This is a genomic window from Actinoplanes sp. NBC_00393 (assembly GCF_036053395.1).
GTDB lineage: Bacteria > Actinomycetota > Actinomycetes > Mycobacteriales > Micromonosporaceae > Actinoplanes.
In genome coordinates, this window is sequence record NZ_CP107942.1 from 9,572,018 (window position 1) to 9,593,729 (window position 21,712).

Genomic DNA, 21,712 nt, shown 5'->3' on the forward strand with positions numbered 1-21,712 from the left:
CGTCAAGCCGATGCAGTGCCGGTTCCGACTCGAGCGCCGGAACACGGCGGACCGCCGATCGCAACTGCTCTGCTGGGGCCGGCGAGTTCCGCGGTGAGGCCGGCCTCGGCTCTCTGTGAGGGCGGCCTCTGGTAGGACCGGTAGCACGGCCGAGCCCCGATCGAACCCGCTCTGTCGTTACCGTTGGCGTCGGCGACGAACGATGTGGACCGGGCAGTCGGCGTGGTGCAGCAGTTGCAGACCGGTGGAGCCGAGCAGCGTGCCGGCAAGCGCGCCATGCCCATGGCTGCCGACGATGACCAACCGGGCGCTGTGCGACACCCCGGTCAGGACTGCGGCAGCGCTGTCGTGCGACAGCAGCGTTTCGACCGGCACGCCGGGGTACTTGTCGCGCCACGGCGCCACCTGAGCCAGTAGCCGGTCCCGTTCCTCGGCATCCTGTTCTGGGCTGTGCACCTGCGTCGCCGCGATGGGCGCGAGGTACAGCGCGGCCGCCGGCAGGTAGGTTCGGATCACGGTCAGGCCGCATCCGGCCGTGGCCGCCGCGTCGAAGGCGGTCTCCAGGACTGCATCGGCGGAGTCCGAGTCGTCGACACCGGCCACGATCGGTCCCTCGGCCACGTCAGCGCGGCCGCGGACTACGACGACCGGGCAGGAGGCGTGGGTGGCTGCCCGTTGGCTGACGGAGCCCAGCAGCAGCCCGGCGAATCCGCCGCGTCCCCGATGGCCGACCACCAGCAGGTCCGCGTCCTCGATGTCGATCAGCCGGGCCGCCGGGTTGCCGATCAACACATCCGTTTCGATCCCGATGCCCGGCGCGACGTCGAGGGCCGTGCGCGCAGCGGACGCTGGCACACGTTCGGCGAGCCGGCGAGCGGTCTCGAACCGCGTGCCGCCGAAGTCGTAACGGTTGCTGTTCCAGTCCCAGTCCAGGACGTGGACGATGCGCAGCGGCACACCCCGATGTTCAGCCTCCCGGGCTGCCCACCGCAGCGCCGCGGTACTCGTGTCGGTGCCGTCGACGCCGACGATGATCGGACGCTCGCTCATGGCTCCTCCCTCGACTTCGTTGTCTCCTCTCATCGTCATGCCGGTCGATGCCTTCGTGGCAGGGTAGAACGTCCCGGCCGTTCAGGTCCCCGGCCCTACGGCACCGCTCTCGAGGAAGGGCCGCAAACGAGGCCCGGAAACGGCGCTACCAGCTCCTACGGGGTCGGGCACGCGTTCCGACCGTCCCGGCTGAGGAGGTATTTCGGCCCTGACCCGCCGACCGAACCGCTGCCTACTCTCGGCGTGGAAGGAGGCCGGCAATGAAGACCTGGCGTGTGGACGATGTGATGACTACTGAGGTGATCTCGGTTGCCGAGAGCGCGCCTTACCGGGAGATCGTGGATCTGCTGACCCGGCACCGGTGCAGCGCAGTCCCGGTCGTCGACTACTTCGGCCGCGTGATCGGCATGGTCTCCGAGGCGGACCTGCTCCGCAAAATCGAGTATGCGGGTGCGGACGAGCCGCGCCCGTTCGAAGGCCGGCGGCGCCGCGGTGAGCGGATCAAAGCGTCCGCCCAGACCGCTGCGGACCTGATGACCGCTCCGGTCGTCGAGGCGATGCGGGGCACGACGATCGCGGCTGCGGCGCGCCGAATGGATCAGGAGAAGGTCAAGAGGCTGCCGGTGGTCGATGATCTCGGCCGTCTGATCGGCATCGTGTCCCGCAGTGACCTGTTAAAGGTGCATCTGCGCTCGGACGAAGACATCCACGCCGACGTGCAGGCGTCCGTGCTGAAGCCGATCATCCTTGACGGCGGCATCGCCGTACGGACGGTAGTTGACGCCGGCGTCGTCACATTTACCGGGCAGGTCGACCGCTGGTCGACCGCGGACATCGCGGACCGGCTCACCCGGCTCATCCCCGGGGTCGTCGAGGTCGTCAACAAGCTCGACTACCAGTACGACGACCGCAACCAGCTGCACCCACGCATGGGAGCCGTCGCCGGATAGCGGCGTCCGCCGCGAAGGAGTTCTGAACCGGACAGGATGCATATCGCAGGTCAAGCCGTCAATAACGACACCGTTACCAAGCTGATCGACGCGCAGATCCTTGCTGGCTCGAGATCCGTAGGCGGGCACCGTCAAGGCTTGTCTCCGCGGTGACGCGCTGTCTGTCCGTGGCCCGGTCCGTCAGGATCGAGCGCAAGCGGCAGCGGCGTCGTCGTCGGCAGTCATCGGAGGCTGCCTCGCCTTCGCGGGTGGGGCCAGCGGTTCGCTTTGACGGGACCTTCGGCCCTGCCGCGATCTGGCGGAAACAGGTGAATATTGGGCGGTAAGGTGCGGCCTTGTTCGACCGTCTCGTCGAGTCTTGCCGATGTCGGGAATGGCTGCATTGTGTGAGCCGCGGATTCGAGGATGTGTCCGGTATGGGTGGGCGGGTAGTGCTGGTGCGTACCGCGCTGGCGATCGTGGTGACAGCAACGGTCCTGTTCAGCGGGGTCGGCGCGGTGGCGGGATGGTGGTTCTCCCGGGATCAGCGGTATGGCGATGCGTCGGTGGAGGCGGGATTCGCCCGCGACATGTCGACGCATCATTCGCAGGCGGTGGAGTTGGGGATGCTGGCGCATGCCCGGTCGCCGCAGACGAAGCTGGGCGTGCTGGGTGGGGACATCGCCCTGACGCAGCATGGGCAGATCGGGACCATGCAGGCGTGGTTGCGCGAGTGGGGGCTGCAGCCCACCGGTGAGCAGCCCGCGATGGCGTGGATGAGTCACACCCCGCATTCGTCGAGCGGCCTGATGCCCGGCATGGCCAGCCGGGAGGAACTCGACCGGCTGCGGGCCGCCTCCGGCCGTGACTTCGAAGTGCTGTGGGCGCAACTGATGTTGCGGCATCATCTCGGCGGTATCGAGATGGCCGAGGCGGCACTACAGCGCTGCGACGACGAGGACGTGCGCTGGCTCGCTGGAGCGATGAAGGCCGGCCAGCAGTCGGAGATCAACGCGCTGGAAGATGTCTTGAACGGCCACGGAGCCAAGCCGCTGTAGGTCCTCGCTGGATCGTTTTGTCGGGTCTGGGAAAGACCGGGTGCTGGCAAAAGGTTCACGACGGTGTTGATCAGTTTCGACCGAGTCAGGCGCTGACTTCGAGGCCGACTCGGCGATGCCGGCCAGGAACCATCCTGCCTGCCCGACTAGGCCGTGTTTCGTAGTGCGTCGACTTGTCGCGTGGTTCCAGCTTGTCGACCAGCTGCGCAACGTCCCCGACGGCAGCTTGACCGGTCTCACCTGCACCGTTGCGCCTGGTGCCTGCGCCTCGGAGCCTGCTGCGAACCGGCCTTCTGATGTTTGTCGGACCCTTCAGGCACAATGCCCGGCCATGGATGTACGACAGCAGTTCCGCGGCGCGGCCCGAGAAGTGGGTGTGCCGGTGGAGCAGATCGAGCGTTGGGTGCGGCTCGCCCGACCACAGACCGAGCTGGTTCCGGAGGGCGACCGCCTGCCTGTGGCCGGTCGGTTCGGCGGTCTCGCGGCGTTGCCGGCGGGCGAACCGTGGCCTGCCGGGCAGTGTCTCGTGTTGACGCTCGACCTCGCCGCGATCCCCTCGCACGGGCACGACCTTGACCTGCCGGCCGACGGGTCGCTGCTGTTCTTTGTCGAGCCGGACTTCACGCCCAACGACTGCCGGATCGTTCATGTGCCGGCCGGCACTCCGGTAACCGAGCATCCGCACCCCGGTGTGCCGGTCTTCGATCCGATTCTGCTGCACGCTCGTGCCGGCTGGAGCCTTCCGGAGCACGAGCACGAGGTGCCGTTCGACCTTCGCTTGGACGACGAGGTCGAGGAGGCGATCGAAGAGGTTATGTGGTACCTAGAGGACAACGATTACGAGTTCTCCCTCGGCGGTTACGGCGCCGCCAGCACCGGCGGCGCGGACAACCCCATCCTCAACGCAAACGAGCACATCGTGCTAGCCACCGTCTGGCTGGACGAGGGGCAGGTGGGTGACGCGTTCGGCGAGACGCTGATTGTGGTCAACTTCATGATCAAGCATGCGGATCTGGCCGAGCGCGCCTTCGACCGGATCTGGCTGATGACTGACTTCAACGGCTGACGCGGTCAGGACTTCGGCGTGGTCCCCGGCTCGGCGTCGACCGCGTCGCGGCCGGTTCAGCGCATAGCGGCGACGCTGGTATGCCGACACCAACCTTCGGAAGCTGCCGTTCATGTGTCAGCGTTCGACGACGAGCCGCTGGGCGCGAAGCAGATGAGCCCACCACGGCCGGCCGGGGCGTGCCTGACGCAGCGGCGGCCGGGTGGTGCGTTTCAGGCTGACCCATCCGCCGGGTCCCATGGTCACCGTGCCGATCGCGGGACGGCGCCGGGTAGCCAGGCCGATCGACGCGCTGACAGCGGCCACCGCGACGGTGGCGAGAACGGCCACGGTGACGGTGGTTACGTCGACGGCGGACACGAACCGCGTGCCCGCCGGCGCGGTCACGTAGGCGCCGATCTCACGGTTACCGCAGCGGACAGGCACGACCTCCGGCGGCCGAGTCGGCTGACGGTGATCATCAATGGTGGTGCGCATGGCCGCCTCCTAACGGCTTTCCGCGGCGGTGATGCCTCCGGCCGCGGCACGTCCGGCCTCGAGCCGGGCGATGGGAATGCGGAACGGTGAGCAGGACACGTAGTCGAGACCCACTTCGTGGAAGAACCGCACGGAGGCGGGGTCACCGCCGTGCTCGCCGCAGACACCGGCAATGAGCTGCGGGCGGGCGGCACGGCCGCGTTCGACAGCGACACGCACGAGCTCACCGACGCCGCCGACGTCGATCGTCTCGAACGGCGACACGGCGAACACCCCCAACTCGAGGTAGCGGCCGAAGAACGCGCCCTCGACGTCGTCGCGGGAGAATCCCCACGTCATCTGGGTCAGATCGTTGGTACCGAAGGAGAAGAAGTCCGCGGCGGTGGCGATCCGGTCGGCGGTGAGCGCGGCCCGCGGCACCTCGATCATCGTGCCGATCCGGATCGGCGGCGCGCCGGGCACACCGGCCAGTACCGTCTGCGCCTCCGCGCGGACCGTTTCAAGCTCTTGCACCGCGCCCACCAGCGGAACCATGATCTCCGGCCGCGGGTCACCGCCGACGGCGACCCGCGCCGCCGCAGCCTCGGCGACCGCGCGGACCTGCATCGCGAACAAACCCGGGACGACCAGACCGAGACGTACGCCGCGCAGACCGAGCATCGGGTTCTGCTCATGGATGCGACGTACGGCCGCCAGCAGGATCCCATCGCGGCCCGAGTCCTCGCCGAGCGCCTGAGCGCGGGCGACACGGGCGGTCAGGTCCTCCAGCGGCGGCAGGAACTCGTGCAGCGGCGGGTCGATCAGGCGCACCGTGACCGGCAGCCCATCCATCGCCGCGAACAGCTGCTCGAAGTCGGCGCGTTGCAGCGGCAGCAGTGCGGCGAGCGCGGCCGTCCGTTCGGTGTCAGTGGCGGCGAGGATCAGCTGTTCCACCAGGATCCGCCGCTCGCCGAGGAACATGTGCTCGGTGCGGCACAGCCCGACACCGACGGCACCGAACCGGCGGGCACGGGCAACGTCGGCAGTGGTGTCGGCGTTGGCGTGCACGGCGAGCCGGGCGCGGTGGTCGGCGTGGATGATCAGACGTTCCACGGCGGCGAGCAGCGGGTCGCCGTGGGCGGTCAACTCACCCTCGAAGTAGCGCACGACGCGGGAGGGACGGACCGGTACCGCGCCGGCGTAGACGCGGCCGGTGGTGCCGTCGATCGAGATGATCTCGCCCGCGCGGATGGTACGGCCGCCGACGGTGAACGAATCCGCGCCGATCTGGATGTCGTCGGCGCCGCAGACGCAGGTCTTGCCCATGCCGCGGGCCACCACGGCGGCGTGCGAGGTCTTGCCGCCGCGCGCGGTCAGGATGCCCTGGGCGGCGATCATGCCGGGCAGATCGTCCGGGTTAGTCTCCCGGCGGACCAGGACGACCGGGCCGGTCGCGGCGGCAGCGGACGCGGAGTCGAACACGACGGCACCGACCGCTGCACCCGGCGACGCCGCCACGGCGGTGGTCAGTGGTTCCGGCGCGGCGTCGAGGTCGAAGCTGGGGAACATCAGCCGGGCGAGTTGCTCACCGGTCACCCGCCGCAGCGCCTCGTCGAGGTCGATGGTGCCCTCGTCGACGAGTTGGGCGGCAATGACGAACGCGGCGGCCGGGGTGCGTTTGCCGACCCGGGTCTGCAGCATCCACAGCTTGCCGTTCTCGATGGTGAACTCGATGTCGCACAGGTCCCGATAGCGCTGCTCGAGGCGTTGCATGATCTGCAGCAGCTTGCGGTAGCTGACCGGGTCGATGTCGGCGAGTTCGTGCAGGCTCATGGTGTTGCGGATGCCGGCGACGACGTCTTCGCCCTGGGCGTTGCGCAGGTAGTCGCCGTAGACGCCGCGGCGGCCGGTGGCCGGGTCGCGGGTGAACGCCACCCCGGTGCCGGAGTCGTCACCGCGGTTGCCGAAGACCATGGCCATCACGTTCACCGCGGTGCCCAGATCGGCCGGGATGTGTTCCTGCCGGCGGTAGAGCACCGCCCGGTCGGCGTTCCACGACCGGAACACCGCGCCGACGGCGAGAAACAGCTGCTCGTGCGGCGCCTGCGGAAAGTCGCGGCCGGTGTGCGCGTTGAAGACCTTCTGGTACGCGGAGACGAGCTGCTTCAGCTGCGTCGGGCTCAGTTCCGCGTCGGTGCGTACCCCCGCTGTGGTGCGGGCGGCGGCGAGCTCGTTCTCGAACGCGTCGGCCGGCATGTCGAAGACGGTCTTGCCGAACATCTGGATCAGACGCCGGTAGGAGTCCCAGGCGAAGTGATCGTCGGCGCTGCGCTGCGCGAGACCGATCACGGTGGTGTCGTTCAAACCGATGTCGAGAATCGTCTCCATCATGCCGGGCATGGAGAACTTCGCCCCGGAACGCACCGACAGCAACAGCGGGTCGCGCGGGTCGCCGAAGGCTTTGTTCATCCGCGCTTCGACCAATCGCAAGTGGTCGTGGATCTCAGCGAGCAGCCCGTCGGGCATGGATCCGGTGTGCAAGTAAGCACGGCACGCTTCGGTGGTGATGGTGAATCCGGGCGGTACGGGAAGGCCCATCCGAGTCATCTCGGCGAGATTGGCGCCCTTACCGCCGAGCAGATCCTTGAGGTCCTTGTTGCCGTCAGCAAAGTCGTACACGTATCCGGACATCTCTCCCGCCTTCCGCTCGGCTTTGCGGGCACTCTCTCTTCGTTGTTAACCCGCGCGGGACCTGTCCTGTAGGGCACGAAGTCCCGTCTGAATGGGCCGAGGCGTGCGTCACCGGCCGACACAACCACAGGCGAACGCCGATGTCCTACCGTCGAGGTCACGCCCGGCGGCCAAGAGAACAGGATTCTCGGTGACGCCCTGTCCGAGCAGCTCGGAATCCTCCGGCAAAGCAGCACGATCGCCCCGGCCTGGAGAGCCGGCGCCTGGTCAGTGCGGCATCGACGTGCGGGCCAGTCGAATGCGGACACCCAATCGACATCAGGCACGCCCGACTCCGATCAGTGCCCCGGTATGAGGTGTTCCCCGGTGGTGAAGGACACGCCACCAGTCCTGACCATGCTGCCTGGTCCAGCCGGGACCAAAGACTCTGCCGTCGGGATCCGGCTAGGAGTGCCATAGAGATATAGGGAACGGCAGCGTGTGATTGTCGGAGGTGCCGCCATGAACAACCTCAACGGCTTCCAGGGGGAGACCGAGGCGCGCCGGCATGCCGGCCAGGTTCTTCAACCCACCCGTTTCGGGGAGGCGATCAACCAGTACCTCGCCGCCACCGGCTACCCCGACCCGTACGCCACCGTCGGGCAACATGCCGGCACGGCACCGGCCGATACCGGTCAGCAAACCAGCGGCCTGGTCGTGGTGGGCGTGGATGACAGCGCGATCAGCTGCATCGCGGTGGACCACGCGGCTATCGAGGCCGCGCTGCACAGCTGGGCGTTGCGCCTGGTGAACGTTCGGCGTAGCGCCAGCGACGAGGCCGGGGTGGCGCTGCTGCGGCGGCTTCTGGCCCGAGTCCAGGCCAGCGCACCGGAAGTCGCCGCCGTCGCCCGGATCGCCGTCGGCTCGGACACCTCCGAGGCACTGCTCGCGGAGGCGGGCGACGCCGACCTCGTGGTCGTTGGCCATCACCAGGGTGCTGCGGCGAGCGTTGTCGGGCTCAGCGTCGCCGGCCGTGTCGCCCGCAACCACACCCGTCCGCTCCTGATCGTCCGGATGCCGGGCTGGCCGGCCGAGTTCGGGGCCCGGCCGCTGATGGTGGCTGTCGACGGGTCCCCGGCGTCGCGCAAGAGTGTCCAGTTCGCGCTCGACGAAGCACGGGTCCGCGGCTGCGACGTCACCCTCCTGCACCTGATCGGTTCCGGAACGGACCTGGCCCGCCGTCACGAGATTTTGGGTGGCGTGACCGTCCGTCACCGGATCCTAGGCGGGGATCCCGTGAACGCGTTGGTGGAGGCGTCCGACGCCGCAGCGGCGATGGTGATTGCTCAGCACGGGCTGTCCGCACCGCTGCTGGAGATGGCGGCTCGCGTGCTGCCCCAGAAGGCGCTGTGCCCGGTGTTCCTGGTGGGTTGACGCTGCGTGCGGTGAAGAGCAGGAGGAATCATGGAAGCCCTGCTGGTGGTGGTCCTCCTCCTGCTGTTCATCCGCAGCGCCGATTTAGTCGCACAGTTCCTCGCATTACGGCAGCCGGGACCAGCAGGACCACCGGCCAGTTCCGGCGATCCGTGTTCATCGGCCGGTCTCGTGCGCTCTCCGGCAACCGCGCTTGACTTGGAACGGGTTCTGCTTGACCGGTTGTTATCCGGCGACATCGGGCAGGAGGAATATCGGGCCGCCATGGCGGACGCGGCGCGACTCAGGTAGCTCGGTTGGTGGCCCGTTGATCCGCCCGGCTGCTGTCGTGCTGGTCGTCGTCGTGCTCGTCGCGGGCACCCAACCGGCAAGGTTGGTCTGCGGAGAGGTGCGGGCAGCCAGCCGGCAGCGACCTAGTCCCGGGGCGTCTCGGCTACCGGACTACGGTTGAGACCGGCTGCAGGTAGAAGAGGCACTGGACGGGGTTGAACTCGACCACCTTGGCGACGAAACGGAACTTGTCGCCTTCGCCTACGGCGGAGGGGATCGTGTCGCCGGCCAGGTTCAGGTCACCGACGTTGACGTCCTCGTACTTGAAAGCCGGACCTTCTGTCGTTTTCGGGCCCTTGTTGCCAGGTCCGAGGAGGAGGTCGTACCGGCTGTCGTACGGGCTTCTGCTTGCCTGGGCTGCTCAAGGCAGAGGTGATGCCGCCGACGACGGCCAGGACCGCGAGGACGGCCGCTCCCGCCCCGATCAGCAGCCACGGCACCGGCTTCTTCGGCCGGCGGAACTTGAGGGTCGAACGCAGGGTGCCCTGGCTCTGTTCCACGAGTTCCCAGCCGTCGTTCTGCATCCTGGCGATGGCCCGGCCTTCGGTGCCCCGGATTGCCTGTTTGGTCTCGTAGTCGTACTTGATCTCGTCGGCCATGCAGCTCCGCGCCCCCTGAACACACTGATGACCGCAACGGCCTCGCGAGTATAGGAGGCGTCGGCGAGCAGCCGGATCCGCTGACGGTGCGCCCGTGGGCCTGCTTGATTCACAAGGTCGCCGTCGGGATTGTTGCACGCGTTCGGAAGCTGCAGGAGCCTGGTGATCCGAGTGGTGTCCGGTAGGCACGTCATTGCGATGGCCGGGCGACCCGCCGCTGTCCCGCGACCCGCAACAGCAGACCGGGGACAGCAGCAACGGCGGTGCAGGCGAGGATCGTGGCGGCGGTGAGTGGTTCGGTGCCGAGCAGGCCCCGCAACGGTGCGGCGGCGACTCCGGCGACCTGCAGGAGCGCGCATACGGCTACGGCGGCGATCAGCGACCAGTTCCGGGCGGTGCCGGAGACGGCCGTGGCCCGCACGGCAAGGGCGACGCCGAGTTGGGCGAGCCCGAGCACGAGGAACATCACCGACTGCCACGGCAGGCAGAGCTGGCCAGCGAGCATACCGGCCGTGAGAGTCACGCCCGCTAGCAGACCTGCACCGGTTAGGACGCCGCGTAACAGGCCGGCGCCGAGGACCGACTCCTGCGGTGAGCGGGGCGGTCGCTGCAGCACGTCGGCTTCGGTGGGCTCGGCACCGAGCGCGACCCCGGGCACGCCGTGGGTGAGCAGGTTGATCCACAGCAGCTGGGCGGGCAGCAATGCCAGTGGCATTCCCAGGAACGGTCCGGCGAGCATGACCAGCAACTCGGCCACTCCGCCAGCAAGGGCGTAACGCAGGAACCGGCGGATGTTGTCGTAGATTCGGCGGCCTTCGCCGATCGCAGCCACCACCGTGCCGAGGTTGTCGTCGACCAGGACGAGGTCGGCGGCTTGCCGTGCGACCTCGGTACCGTCGCCCATGGCGACGCCGATGTCAGCGTGGCGCAGCGCGGGCGCGTCGTTCACGCCGTCACCGGTCATCGCGACCACCTCGCCCCGGCGCTGCAGGGCGGCGATGATGTCGAGCTTCTGCTCTGGCTGCGTGCGCGCGAACACGCGCACCCTGGTGATGTCCGCGTCGGTCAGCGGGCCGCGGTCACCGCTGACGACAGCGTCGCCCGCGGCGAGGATGCCGAGCCGGGCGCCGATCGCGGCCGCGGTTCCCGGGTGGTCACCGGTGATCAGCAGCAGCCGTACGCCGGCACGTTCGAACGCCGTTGCGGTCTGCTGGGCGGTGGCCCGTAGGGGGTCACCGATCCCGACCAGCCCGGCCGGACGCATCGGCGGCGGACTGGCCGGGTCGGGCCGGCCGCGGGTGGTGGCGGTGGCCACGGCCAGCACCCGCAGCCCGTCCGCGGCCAGTTGTGCCGCGGCCGCCAGCAGCACGGCGTCGTTGTCGGTCTCGAGGATGTATTCCGGGGCACCCTTGCGCACCAGCAGATAGCCTCCGTCAGGCAGCTCGTGTGCTGTTGTCATCTGGCGGCGGGCCTGCTCGAACGGCTGCTCGGCTACCCGCGGCGTGGTGGCCCGTTCAGCATTCGGGTCCAGGTCGCAGCGGGCGGCGAACGTGAGCAGCGCGGCCTCCATCGGATCACCGGCTGCCGCCCACTGCGCACGTTCATCGTCCGGTGCCAGCAGGCTTGCGTCGTTGCAGAGCGCCGCGCTACGCGCCAACTCCACCAGGTCCGCCGGGATCGCTGTGGCTCCGTCGGGGCCGGTGACCGTGCCGTCCGGCACGTACCCGGTTCCGGAGATCGTGTACCGGGCACCGTTCGCGGTGACCGCCTGCTGCACCATCATTCGGTTTTCGGTGAGCGTTCCGGTCTTGTCGGAGGCGATCACAGTGACCGACCCGAGCGTTTCCACCGCGTGCAACCGGCGGGGGATCGCCCGGATGCGGGCCATCCGCCGCGCGCCGAGCGCCAAGGCGAGGGTGACGACAGCAGGCAGGCTCTCGGGGACTGCCGCGACGACCAGACTGACGGCGGTGATCGCCATCTGCGCCACCGGCCGACCGGCAAGCATGCCGAGGAAGAACACCAGCGCGGACACCGCGACTGCGGTTACACCGAGCATCCGGCCGAGGGCGACCAGGCGACGCTGCAACGGGGTCGGCCCGGATCTGGTGTTGGCGACGAGGTCGGCGATGCGCCCTAGCGCGCTGTCCGCTCCGGTGCGTAAGGCCGTGCCGGCAGCACGCCCGCTGATCAGGACGGTGCCCCCGCTTGCGATGTCCGCCACCTGCCGGTGCATCGGGACGGACTCGCCGGTCAGCGACGACTCGTCGAACGCGGTCCGCTGCGCCTCGGTGAGCTCCAGGTCTGCGGGCACGATGTCCCCGGCTTCGAGACGCACGTGATCACCAGGTACGAGGTCAGCGGCCGGCACGATCTGGTCGCGGCCGTCTCGGACGACCCGGGCGACGGGTGCAGCAAGCTGGTTCAGGGCGGCGACCGCCGCGTCCGCGCGGACCTCCTGGATCACTCCGATCGTCGTGTTCACGGCGACCACGAGGACGATGATCAGCGTGTCGGGAAGGTCACGAAGGACCGCGGTCACCGCCCCGGCTGCAAGGAGTAATGCCACCAGGGGGTCCGCCAGTTGCCGTCTGGCCCGTCTGGCGATGCTCCGCGGCGGTGGCACGGCGGTCGTGTTCGCGCCGTGGGCGGCAAGACGTGCGGCCGCCTCCGCGCTCGACAGTCCACCGACCGTGGTTTGGGATGTCTCGATGTGGCTCATCGTCACCGCAGCCCTTCCGGCGGGGCGCCGTCCCATCCAGCGTGGGCCTCGGCAGGGCGCTGGCAACAGAGTCGGTAGTCCTGTGCGCGGCGTGGAATCACCAGCCGGCCAGCATCCGCCGCGGGCGGCGTACCCGCCGGCGGCCCTGTCTCCAACGGGAGGCTTGGGCCCCCGGCAGGTATGCGCCTCTGCGTTCAGACTCGGCCCCGTCGTCGACTCGCCGACAGAGCCCACGGATTGTCTGAGCGAACGGGGCGTAGCAGGCCTTTCGGCTCCGTCCTCCGATGCCAACCGGCCGTGCCGGTCTCATGGATGAGCGGCTTAGCGTGCGAGTATGCAGACGATCGCGTCGGTCACAGAGAAGCTGTCCGTGGTGGTCGGCGTGGATGACCTGCCGACCGCCCTGCACAGTGTGGATATTGCCGCCGATGAGGCGGTACGCCGGGGTGTGCCCCTGGTGATCGTGCATGCCTGGCCCGGATGGCACCGCGGTACCCGCTATCGGGCGGTAGCTGCGGACCGCAAGGATGGACGGCATCTACTCGACCTCGCTGTCCAGCGCGCCGAGCATGCCCATCCCGGCCTGCCGGTCCGGGCAGAACTGACCGACGACAGCGGCGCCAAAGCGTTGCTCGAGCGCTCGGGGCAGGCTTCGCTGCTCGTGATCGGTCACCGGGACACTGCCGGACGCCGGCTTGGATGGGGCCCGACCGCGACATACCTGGCGCATCACAGTTCCTGCCCGCTGCTCGTCCATCAAGGCCGAGCCACGTCGCGGGGGCCGGTCGTACTGGCGGCATCCGGCCGTCATACCGCGACTATGGAACTGGCCTACGACTTCGCCGCCCGAACGACGTCCCCTTTGGTGGCCGTGCACGTGTGGACCGCTGGCCACCCCGGTCAAGCGCGTGACAGCGGCCGAGGCGCGGCCGAACGTCGACTCGCTGACGTACTCGCCGTGGGCGGTACACGGTGGCCTGACGTCGAGGTTGAGCGACTACTCATCAATGAGAACGACATCGCCTACACGGTGCAGCGGGCGATGCGGCGGAGCCGTCTTCTGGTGGCCGGCGTGGGGCACAAGGGCTGGACTATCGAAGTTGCCCGCCGTTCCACGTTTGCCGATGTCGGTACGCGCCAGGCCTGCGCGGTCCTGCTCGTCCCTCCGGGATGGCCGAGCGGGCTGCTGGCACAGGCCGCGTCGGCCAACACCGCTCGATGCTGACTGCATCAAGCGCACGAGGTGCGTGGGCCGGATAGCGGTGTGGCGAAACGCGCTCGTTCCGGGTGCCGCGTTCGGGCCGCCGGACATCGATCGCAGCACGCCACCGGCACTCGCGTCCTACGGCATGGCGAGGGCGGCAACCGTCAGCACCAGAACACTCGCCCCGATCTCGATCAGACCGACCTGCTTCGGGCTGAGCGGGCGGCCGGGCAGCAGCCAGGCGCGGGCCAGCAGCAGCACGAAAATCAGCGCCGATCCGACGCCAGTCAGGCTTGCTGCCGCAAACGCGACAAGGTGGTAGCCGACGGAGGCCCGCCGGTAGGCGACGACGCCCCGTTCCCGGATCATCGTCTTCACGTAGAGCACCGTGCCGGTGAAGTAGAGCAGCACGAGCAGGAAGGGCACGAACACCCGATCCGCCGGTACCTCGGCGATGACGGCGATGACCGGGATCATCAGGCAGCTCTGGACGACCGATGCCAAGTCGTTGGGGAGCGCGCGTTCGCGGCGTCGCAGGGCATACCAGCCGTTGATGGCGAGCAGCAGCACGTACGCGGGCGCGAAGAACAGTACCCGCGGCCGGGCGAGCAGGACTGGAACGGCGAGTACGACGGTGATCAGGCCGTACCAAAGCAGCTGTGCCCGGACTCGGCTGGGCCGGCGAGTTTTGATGGACTGGAAGGCGAAGTAGGAAAAAACGTAGCCGCTTAGCCAAGCGCCGAACAACGGCAGATCCGGCCAGCGGAAACCAGCGGTGAGCAGACCGACAAGGTACGGCACCAGCAACATCGCCCACGCGCCGTGCTGCGGTGGAATGTATCGGCGCATGCTGCGCCGACGGCTGGGAACGGGACGGCTCATGCCACCCTCAGCTCGAACCGTCGTGCGGCCCGCAGCACCGATCGTTGCGTGCAGGGAGGCATCTTCCACGCGTTGCAAGCTATGGCGTCGGAGGGCCCTAAGAAAGGGTCTTCCGGCCCGCAAACGTGACTGCGGACAACCATCGCAGGCAGCCGCACGTCAATCGATGATTCCGTTGAGCACCATGAGTGGCCCGCCGACAGTGAAGTGTTCTCCAGTAACGGAGACCGCACCGGCCGGGCGCCGCTTGGTCCGCAACGGCACGCCGATTTTGGCCGCCGAGTACAGCGGGAGAACCGCGACGCGTCGTGGCCTTGCGGCAGACGACTGGCCGCTCCGTTCCGGCGCTGCACTGTTCGGCGGTTGTGGGCGACGAGTTGCGACCGCTGCCTCTCCGACAAGTTCGGGACTTTAGTCCCCTACGAAGCGGGACCGGCGGCTCAGGCCAGTGGCAGTGCGTTCGAACAGGCTGATCTTGCGCTGGGCGACCGTCCGGTGGCTGGTCCACGGCGAAGGAAGACACCGTGTCACGAGACCCCTCGACGGACACCGTTCCCGGTATGGCTCCGCTGCTGGCGGCGCGCCGCTTCCTCACCCGGGAGACGGTCGGCGACCACGGGCGGACCCTGCATCAGGTCGACGGCAACGACTGGGACGCGTTCTACCGGGACCGGTGGCGTTACGACAAGGTGGTCCGGTCCACCCACGGGGTCAACTGCACCGGCTCCTGCTCGTGGAACGTCTTCGTCAAGGACGGGCTGATCACCTGGGAGCACCAGGCCACCGACTACCCGACGACCGGGCCGGACGCCCCGGACTACGAGCCGCGCGGCTGCCCGCGGGGGGCGAGCTTCTCCTGGTACGAGTACTCGCCGTCCCGTGTGCGTCACCCGTACCTGCGTGGGGTTCTGGCGGAGATGTTCCGTGAGGCGCGGCAGCGGCTGGGTGACCCGGTGGCCGCGTGGGCGGAGATCGTGGAGACCCCGCTGAAGGCCCTGGCCTACAAGTCGCAGCGTGGCCGTGGCGGGTTCGTGCGGGCCGGCTGGGACGAGGCGATCGAGCTGGTGGCGGCTGCGCACGTCTACACGACGAAGAAGTACGGGCCGGACCGGGTGGTCGGGTTCTCGCCGATCCCGGCGATGTCGATGGCGTCGTTCGCGGCCGGCACCCGCTATCACGCGCTGCTCGGCGGAACCCTGCTCAGCTTCTACGACTGGTACGCCGACCTGCCGATCGCCTCCCCGCAGATCTGGGGTGACCAGACCGACGTGCCGGAGGCGGGGGACTGGTGGAACGCCACCTACCTGATGATGTGGGGTTCGAACATCCCGGTGACCCGGACGCCGGACGCGCATTTCCTGGCCGAGGCCCGTTACAAGGGCACCAAGGTGGTCGCGGTGTCGCCGGACTACGCGGACAACGTGAAGTTCGCCGACGACTGGCTGGCGCCGCATCCCGGAACCGACGGCGCGCTGGCCATGGCGATGGGGCACGTGGTCCTCAAGGAGTTCTTCGCCGACCGCGAGGTCCCCTACTTCGCCGACTACGTCCGCAAGTTCACCGACCTGCCGTTCCTGGTGACCTTGCGCAACACCGGCGAGGCGTGGGCCGCGGACCGTTTCCTCACCGCCGCGGACCTCGGTGATCCGGACGGTGCGCACAAGACGGTGCTGATAGACGAGCGGACCGGTGAGCCGGTGGTGCCGAACGGTTCGCTCGGCTTCCGCTACGGCGATGCCGGCGCCGGCCGTTGGAACCTTGATCTCGGGGACGTCGTTCCGCAGCTCGGTTTGGACGTCGACGGGGAGACGGTCGAGATCGACCTGGCGCGGTTCGACGAGGGTGAGACCGAGGGCGGTACCACGATCCGTCGCGGCGTGCCGGTCCGGTGGATTGGCGGGCACGCCGTCACCACGGTCTTCGACCTGGTCATGGCCCAGTACGGTGTCCGTCGCGGCGACCTGCCCGGCGAGTGGCCGCTCGGCTACGCCGACGCTGACTCGCCGAACACCCCGGCCTGGCAGGAAAAGATCACCGGCGTGCCGGCCATGCTCGCCACCCGGATCGGCCGGGAGTTCGCGCGCAACGCCGAGCGCAGCAACGGCCGGTCGATGATCGTCCTGGGTGCCGGGGCGAACCAGTGGTTCCACTCCGACATGACCTATCGGGCGTTCATCACGCTGGTCACGCTCACCGGCTGCCAGGGTGTGAACGGTGGTGGCTGGGCGCACTACGTGGGTCAGGAGAAGGCCCGGCCGATCACCGGCCAGCAGCACATGAGCTTCGCCTTCGACTGGCAGCGGCCGATGCGGCACCAGGCGTCCACCCCGTTCTGGTACCTGCACACCGACCAGTGGCGCTACGAGCGGGTCCCGGCCGACGAGCTGTCCTCGCCGCTGGGCACCGGGCGGTTCACCGGGATGGCGTTCGCCGACACCGTCGCCGCTGCCCAGCGGATGGGCTGGAGTCCCGGTCACCCGTTCTTCAACCGCAACCCCCTCGACCTGGCCCCGGCCGCCGCAGCGGCCGGCAAGCCGGTGCAGCAGTACATCGTCGAGGAGCTGCAAGCCGGCCGCCTCAAGCCCGTCGCGGAGGACCCCGACGACCCGGCCAACTTCCCGCGCTGCCTCACGCTCTGGCGGGCCAACCTGCTCGGCTCCTCCGGCAAGGGCAACGAGTACTTCATGCGCCACCTGCTCGGCGTCGACGGCACCGCCACCGCCACCGAGTGTGAGCCCGGACAGCGGCCGCGCGACGTGACCTGGCGGCACGAGGCGCCGGTCGGCAAGCTCGACCTGCTCACCGCGATCGACTTCCGGATGACCAACACTGGCCTGCATTCTGACCTGGTCCTACCTGCCGCCACCTGGTACGAGAAGCACGACATCTCCACCACCGACATGCACCCGTTCGTGCACGCGTTCAGCCCTGCCGTCGACCCGCCCGGCGACGTGCACACCGACTACGACACGTTCCTCGCGCTGGCCGACAAGGTCAGCGAGCTCGCCGTCGACCATCTGGGCGTACGGACGGACGTCCTGGCCGCGCCGCTGCAGCACGACACTCCGGATGAGCTGGCCATGCCCAGCGGCCGGGTCCGCGACTGGAAGTTCGGCGAGTGCGATCCGATGCCGGGCCGCACCATGCCCAAGCTGATCGCGATCGAGCGGGACTACACGCAGATCGGCCGCAAGATGCGGACCGTCGGCCCGCTGCTCGACAAGCTCGGCACCACCACCAAGGCGATCACGGTCGACGTCAATCCTGAGATCGACTACCTCAAGCACCAGAACGGCGTGATCGACGGCAGGCCTTCACTCGCCACCGCCGACCGGATGTGCGAGGCGATCCTCGCCTTCTCCGGCACCACCAACGGCCGGGTCGCCCACGCCGGATTCGCCGAGTTGGAGAAGCGCACCGGGCAACGGTTCGCCGACTTCATCGAGGGCCACGAGAACGACCGGATCACCTATCCGGAAACCCAGGAAGCCCCGCAACCGGTTTTTACCAGCCCGGAGTGGTCCGGCTCGGAGAAGAACGGCCGCCGCTACTCGCCGTTCACGATCAACGTGGAGCGGCTCAAGCCGTGGCACACGATCACCGGGCGCCAGCACTTCTTCGTCGAGCACGACTGGGTCGCCGAACTGGGCGAGCAACTACCGGGATTCCGACCGCCGCTGAACATGGCCCGGCACTTCGGCAAGCCGGGCGACGCCGTGGACGGGGGAGTGACCGTACGGTTCCTGACCCCGCACGCCAAGTGGTCGATCCACTCGATGTACCACGACAACGAACTGATGCTCGCCCTCTCCCGGGGCGGTCCGGTGATCTGGATGAGCGTCCCGGACGCCCTCAAGGTCGGCGTCGCCGACAACGACTGGATCGAGGCGCACAACCGCAACGGCGTCGTGGTCGCCCGCGCGGTCGTCTCCCACCGGATGCCCGAGGGCACGGTCTTCCAGTACCACTCGCCGGAACGCACCGTGAACGTCCCCAAGGCCGAGAAGTCCGGCCGGCGCGGCGGCTACCACAACTCGATGACCCGGCTGCTGATCAAGCCGACCCATCTGGCCGGCGGCCACGCCCAGCTCACCTACGCCTTCAACTACTACGGCCCGATCGGCAGCCAGCGCGACGAGATCACCGTGATCCGCCGCCGCCGGCAGGAAGTGGAGTACTGATGCGCATCCGCGCGCAGGTCGCCATGGTGATGAACCTGGACAAGTGCATCGGCTGCCACACCTGCTCGGTCACCTGCAAGCAGACGTGGACCAACCGGGAGGGGACCGAGTACGTCTGGTTCAACAACGTCGAGACCAAGCCCGGCATCGGCTACCCGAAGCACTACGAGGACCAGGAACGCTGGAAGGGCGGCTGGAAACTCGACGCGAAAGGCCGGCTGGTGCTGCGCTCCGGCGGCCGGGCCAAGCGGCTGTCCCGGATCTTCGCGAACCCAGACCTGCCGAGCATCGACGACTACTACGAGCCGGCCACCTTCGACAAGGACATCCTGGTCAACGCACCGGGCGGCCTGGCCGACACCCCGGTGAAGAAGCCCTACTCGCAGCTGACCGGCGAGCCGATGAAGATCGAGTGGGGCGCGAACTGGGAGGACTCCCTCGGCGGCAGCACCTTCGAGCAGGACCCGAACCTGAAGAACATGACTGAGAAGGTTCAGTTCGAGTTCGAGAAGACCTTCATGTTTCACCTGCCGCGGATCTGCGAGCACTGCCTCAACCCGGCGTGCGTGTCGGCGTGCCCGTCCGGCGCGATGTACAAGCGCGAGGAGGACGGCATCGTCCTGGTCGACCAGGACCGCTGCCGGGGCTGGCGGATGTGCGTCTCGGCCTGCCCGTACAAGAAGGTCTACGTCAACCACGCCACCGGCAAGGCCGAGAAGTGCACCTTCTGCTTCCCGCGCATCGAGGCCGGGCAGCCCACCATCTGCAGCGAGACCTGCGTCGGCCGGCTGCGCTATCTGGGCATCCTCTGGTACGACGAGGACGCCGTCCTTGCCGCCGCATCAGTCCCCTCGGACGCTGACCTGCTGGATGCCCAGCGATCGGTCTTCCTCGACCCGTTCGACCCGGCCGTGCAACAGGCGGCCCGCGACGCCGGCCACCCGGACGAGTGGATCGAGGCGGCGATGGCGTCGCCGGTCTGGAAGCTGATCAGCGAGTACCGGATCGCGCTGCCGCTGCACCCGGAGTACCGGACGCTGCCGATGGTCTGGTACGTCCCGCCGCTGTCACCGGTGCTGGACGCGGCCGGCGCCGCTGGGCGCGACGACACCGACGCTGACGACATCTTCCACACCATCCAGGACCTGCGGATCCCAGTCGAATACCTGGCGTCGCTGTTCACCGCGGGCGACACCGAGGTGGCCGGCGGAGTACTGATGAAACTCGCCGCGATGCGGTCATACATGCGGGCCCGCACCCTGGACGGCACCGTCGCCCAGGAGATCCTCGACGGCATCGGCATGACGGGCGCGCAGGTCGAAGCCATGTACCGGCTCCTCGCCATCGCCAAGTACGACGAGCGGTACGTCATCCCGGCCGCCCACGCCAAGGACGCCGCCGCCCTCGAAGCTCAGGCCGCCGCCCAACCGGACTGCTCACTGGACTGCGAGGGCGGCCCGGGCATGGGCGGTGAGGCCGTCGTCGAACGGTTCCACCTGGTCGACGCCGAACAGGTACGCCCGGGGCGGCCCGGCCTGTTCTCCCGGCGCGGCGACGGCCGGCGTGGCCTGACCATCAACCCGCTGCGGGGCCGGTCATGACGTTGACATCCGCTCGTCCCACCGCATCGGTCCTGCCGGCCGAGCGGGCCCGGATCTTCCAGCTCGCCTCGCTGCTACTCACCTACCCGGACGACGAGCTGCTCACCGCCGGTCCGCAACTGCGGACGGCCGCCGCCGACCTCCCACAGATCCAAGAGTTCTTGGACTGGCTGCTCACCGCCAGCCCGACCGAGGCGCAGCGCCACTACGTGCAGACGTTCGACCTGCGGCGCCGGTCAGGGCTCTATCTGACCTACTACCTGCACGGTGACACCCGCAAGCGCGGGATGGCGCTTCTCATGCTCAAGCAGCGCTACCGCGCCCGCGGGCTGCGGCTCGCCGACGGGGAACTTCCCGACCTGCTACCGATCGTCCTGGAGTTCGCGGCCACCGTCGGACCCGGTGACGGCGAGGCGCCACTGCGGCAGCACCGGCAGGGCATCGAACTGCTACGAGCAGCACTGCACGAGACGCGCACGCCGTACGCCAAGGTTCTGGACGCGGTCTGCGCCGCCCTGCCTGATCTCACCGATGACGACCGCGCCGCGATCGCCGCCCTCGCCTTCGACGGCCCACCGGTCGAGACCGTCGGCCTCGACACGATCGGCCTCGGACCCGACCTGTCCGCCTACCCCGCCTGCTCACCCGCGGAGGCCTCGAGATGAACGTTCTGCTGTGGGTCGTGATCCCGTACGCCTGCCTGGCGGTGTTCGTGGCCGGACACGTGTGGCGGTGGCGGCACGACCAGTTCGGCTGGACCACCCACACCAGCCAGCTCTTGGAGAACCGCCTGCTGCGGCTCGGCTCGCCCCTGTTCCACCTGGGCGCGTTCGGGGTGATCGGCGGGCACGCGATGGGCCTGCTGGTTCCCGCCTCGTGGACGGAAGCACTGGGGATCTCGGAGCACACCTATCACGTGGTGTCGGTCACCGGCGGCACGGTCACCGGCGTGATGCTGGTGGCCGGCCTGGCGCTGCTGATCGCGCGCCGTTTCGTCGTCAGCGGCCGGGTCCGGAAGGTCACCACGACCATGGACAAGGTTTTGTACGTGGCGCTGGCGGCCATGGTGGTGCTCGGCATGAGCGGCACCGTCGTGATCAACCTGTTCGGCGAGGGATACGACTACCGGGAGACGATCGCGGTCTGGTTCCGGGGCATCTTCTGGTTCCAGCCGGATCCCGCGCTGATGACCGGGGCGCCGCTGGTCTTCCAACTGCACGCCCTCGGTGGGTTCCTGTTCCTGGCGCTCTGGCCGTTCACCCGCCTGGTGCATGTGTGGTCCGCGCCGATGGCGTACCTGTGGCGCCCGTACGTCGTCTACCGCCGCCGGCGCGGCCCCGCCCCCGCCGCCCAGCAGGCGCCCGCGGCGGTCCGCGACGCCACCCGCCACCCGGCCGTCAACAGGCAGTGACCCGGCGCGAACCCGGGACTTGTGGCCTGTTGCGCCGGGACCGGCGACTCGGGCATCGAGATCGATGATCGACCAGGCTGAAGGTGTCGGGAACCGCATCTCAGTATTGATCGATACGG

General features: G+C 68.7%; 16 protein-coding genes and 1 pseudogene. 10 read left to right on the top strand and 7 right to left on the bottom strand.

Translation table 11 applies throughout. The annotated features are described in order from the left end of the window. Positions 1 to 177: 177 nt before the first annotated feature. Positions 178 to 1,050, bottom strand: a complete 873-nt coding sequence (locus OHA21_RS44485) for a universal stress protein (RefSeq protein ID WP_328465795.1) — start codon at positions 1,048 to 1,050, stop codon at positions 178 to 180. Positions 1,051 to 1,310: 260 nt separating this feature from the next. Here OHA21_RS44485 and OHA21_RS44490 point away from each other — a divergent pair, with 260 nt between their 5' ends. The 3 genes from OHA21_RS44490 to OHA21_RS44500 all read left to right on the top strand — a co-directional run bounded on the left by OHA21_RS44490 (position 1,311) and on the right by OHA21_RS44500 (position 4,103). Beyond that, a complete protein-coding gene (locus OHA21_RS44490; RefSeq protein WP_328465797.1) occupies positions 1,311 to 2,000 on the top strand; it encodes a CBS domain-containing protein in 690 nt (229 codons plus the stop codon). A gap of 335 nt (positions 2,001 to 2,335) precedes the next feature. Then, positions 2,336 to 3,037 (top strand): DUF305 domain-containing protein, encoded by a 702-nt coding sequence (locus OHA21_RS44495; protein ID WP_328465799.1) that lies wholly within the window; start codon positions 2,336 to 2,338, stop codon positions 3,035 to 3,037. Between the two features lie 331 nt (positions 3,038 to 3,368). Beyond that, a complete protein-coding gene (locus OHA21_RS44500; RefSeq protein WP_328465801.1) occupies positions 3,369 to 4,103 on the top strand; it encodes a DUF1963 domain-containing protein in 735 nt (244 codons plus the stop codon). A gap of 117 nt (positions 4,104 to 4,220) precedes the next feature. On the opposite strand, the gene OHA21_RS44505 is transcribed toward OHA21_RS44500, so the two are convergent. After that, entirely contained in the window at positions 4,221 to 4,580 is a 360-nt protein-coding gene (locus OHA21_RS44505) for a hypothetical protein (RefSeq protein WP_328465802.1), read from the bottom strand. Positions 4,581 to 4,589: 9 nt separating this feature from the next. Further along, positions 4,590 to 7,250, bottom strand: a complete 2,661-nt coding sequence (ppdK, locus tag OHA21_RS44510) for a pyruvate, phosphate dikinase (RefSeq protein ID WP_328465804.1) — start codon at positions 7,248 to 7,250, stop codon at positions 4,590 to 4,592. 501 nt (positions 7,251 to 7,751) lie between these two features. Here ppdK and OHA21_RS44515 point away from each other — a divergent pair. Both OHA21_RS44515 and OHA21_RS44520 read left to right on the top strand, forming a co-directional pair. After that, positions 7,752 to 8,663: a universal stress protein gene (locus OHA21_RS44515; RefSeq protein ID WP_328465806.1), complete on the top strand. Its 912-nt coding sequence runs from the start codon at positions 7,752 to 7,754 to the stop codon at positions 8,661 to 8,663. 30 nt (positions 8,664 to 8,693) lie between these two features. Continuing rightward, positions 8,694 to 8,954 carry a hypothetical protein gene (locus tag OHA21_RS44520; protein WP_328465808.1) on the top strand — a complete coding sequence of 87 codons (261 nt, stop codon included), beginning with the start codon at positions 8,694 to 8,696 and terminating at the stop codon, positions 8,952 to 8,954. Between the two features lie 142 nt (positions 8,955 to 9,096). Here OHA21_RS44520 and OHA21_RS52855 read toward each other — a convergent pair. The 3 genes and pseudogenes from OHA21_RS52855 to OHA21_RS44530 all read right to left on the bottom strand — a co-directional run. Then, a pseudogene (locus OHA21_RS52855) lies at positions 9,097 to 9,273 on the bottom strand (DUF4839 domain-containing protein); the annotation flags it as partial. Then, a complete protein-coding gene (locus OHA21_RS44525; protein WP_328465810.1) occupies positions 9,233 to 9,592 on the bottom strand; it encodes a hypothetical protein in 360 nt (119 codons plus the stop codon). The gene OHA21_RS44525 and the pseudogene OHA21_RS52855, both read right to left, overlap by 41 nt. Positions 9,593 to 9,782: 190 nt before the next feature. Next, positions 9,783 to 12,350 (bottom strand): cation-translocating P-type ATPase, encoded by a 2,568-nt coding sequence (locus OHA21_RS44530; RefSeq protein ID WP_442875011.1) that lies wholly within the window; start codon positions 12,348 to 12,350, stop codon positions 9,783 to 9,785. A gap of 298 nt (positions 12,351 to 12,648) precedes the next feature. On the opposite strand from OHA21_RS44530, the gene OHA21_RS44535 reads away from it, so the two are divergent. Beyond that, complete coding sequence (locus tag OHA21_RS44535; RefSeq protein ID WP_328465814.1) at positions 12,649 to 13,539, top strand: universal stress protein; 891 nt, start codon at positions 12,649 to 12,651, stop codon at positions 13,537 to 13,539. A 117-nt stretch (positions 13,540 to 13,656) separates the two neighbouring features. Here OHA21_RS44535 and OHA21_RS44540 read toward each other — a convergent pair whose 3' ends face one another. Then, positions 13,657 to 14,400, bottom strand: a complete 744-nt coding sequence (locus OHA21_RS44540; protein WP_328465816.1) for a YwiC-like family protein — start codon at positions 14,398 to 14,400, stop codon at positions 13,657 to 13,659. A gap of 560 nt (positions 14,401 to 14,960) precedes the next feature. Between OHA21_RS44540 and OHA21_RS44545 the strand changes: the two genes are divergently transcribed. Genes OHA21_RS44545 through narI form a run of 4 tightly spaced genes read left to right on the top strand, consistent with a single transcriptional unit; the run spans position 14,961 to position 21,593 of the window. Continuing rightward, positions 14,961 to 18,581, top strand: a complete 3,621-nt coding sequence (locus OHA21_RS44545) for a nitrate reductase subunit alpha (protein WP_328465818.1) — start codon at positions 14,961 to 14,963, stop codon at positions 18,579 to 18,581. After that, on the top strand, positions 18,581 to 20,182 hold the full coding sequence (gene narH, locus OHA21_RS44550; RefSeq protein ID WP_328465820.1) for a nitrate reductase subunit beta: 1,602 nt from the start codon (positions 18,581 to 18,583) through the stop codon (positions 20,180 to 20,182). Before OHA21_RS44545 ends, narH begins: the two co-directional genes overlap by 1 nt. Further along, the gene (gene narJ / locus OHA21_RS44555; protein ID WP_328465822.1) at positions 20,179 to 20,847 is read left to right on the top strand and encodes a nitrate reductase molybdenum cofactor assembly chaperone; all 669 of its coding nucleotides are present in this window, start codon (positions 20,179 to 20,181) and stop codon (positions 20,845 to 20,847) included. The genes narH and narJ overlap by 4 nt, the downstream gene beginning before the upstream one ends. Then, positions 20,844 to 21,593 (top strand): respiratory nitrate reductase subunit gamma, encoded by a 750-nt coding sequence (narI, locus tag OHA21_RS44560; RefSeq protein WP_328465824.1) that lies wholly within the window; start codon positions 20,844 to 20,846, stop codon positions 21,591 to 21,593. The genes narJ and narI overlap by 4 nt, the downstream gene beginning before the upstream one ends. The last annotated feature ends 119 nt before the right edge of the window (positions 21,594 to 21,712 follow it).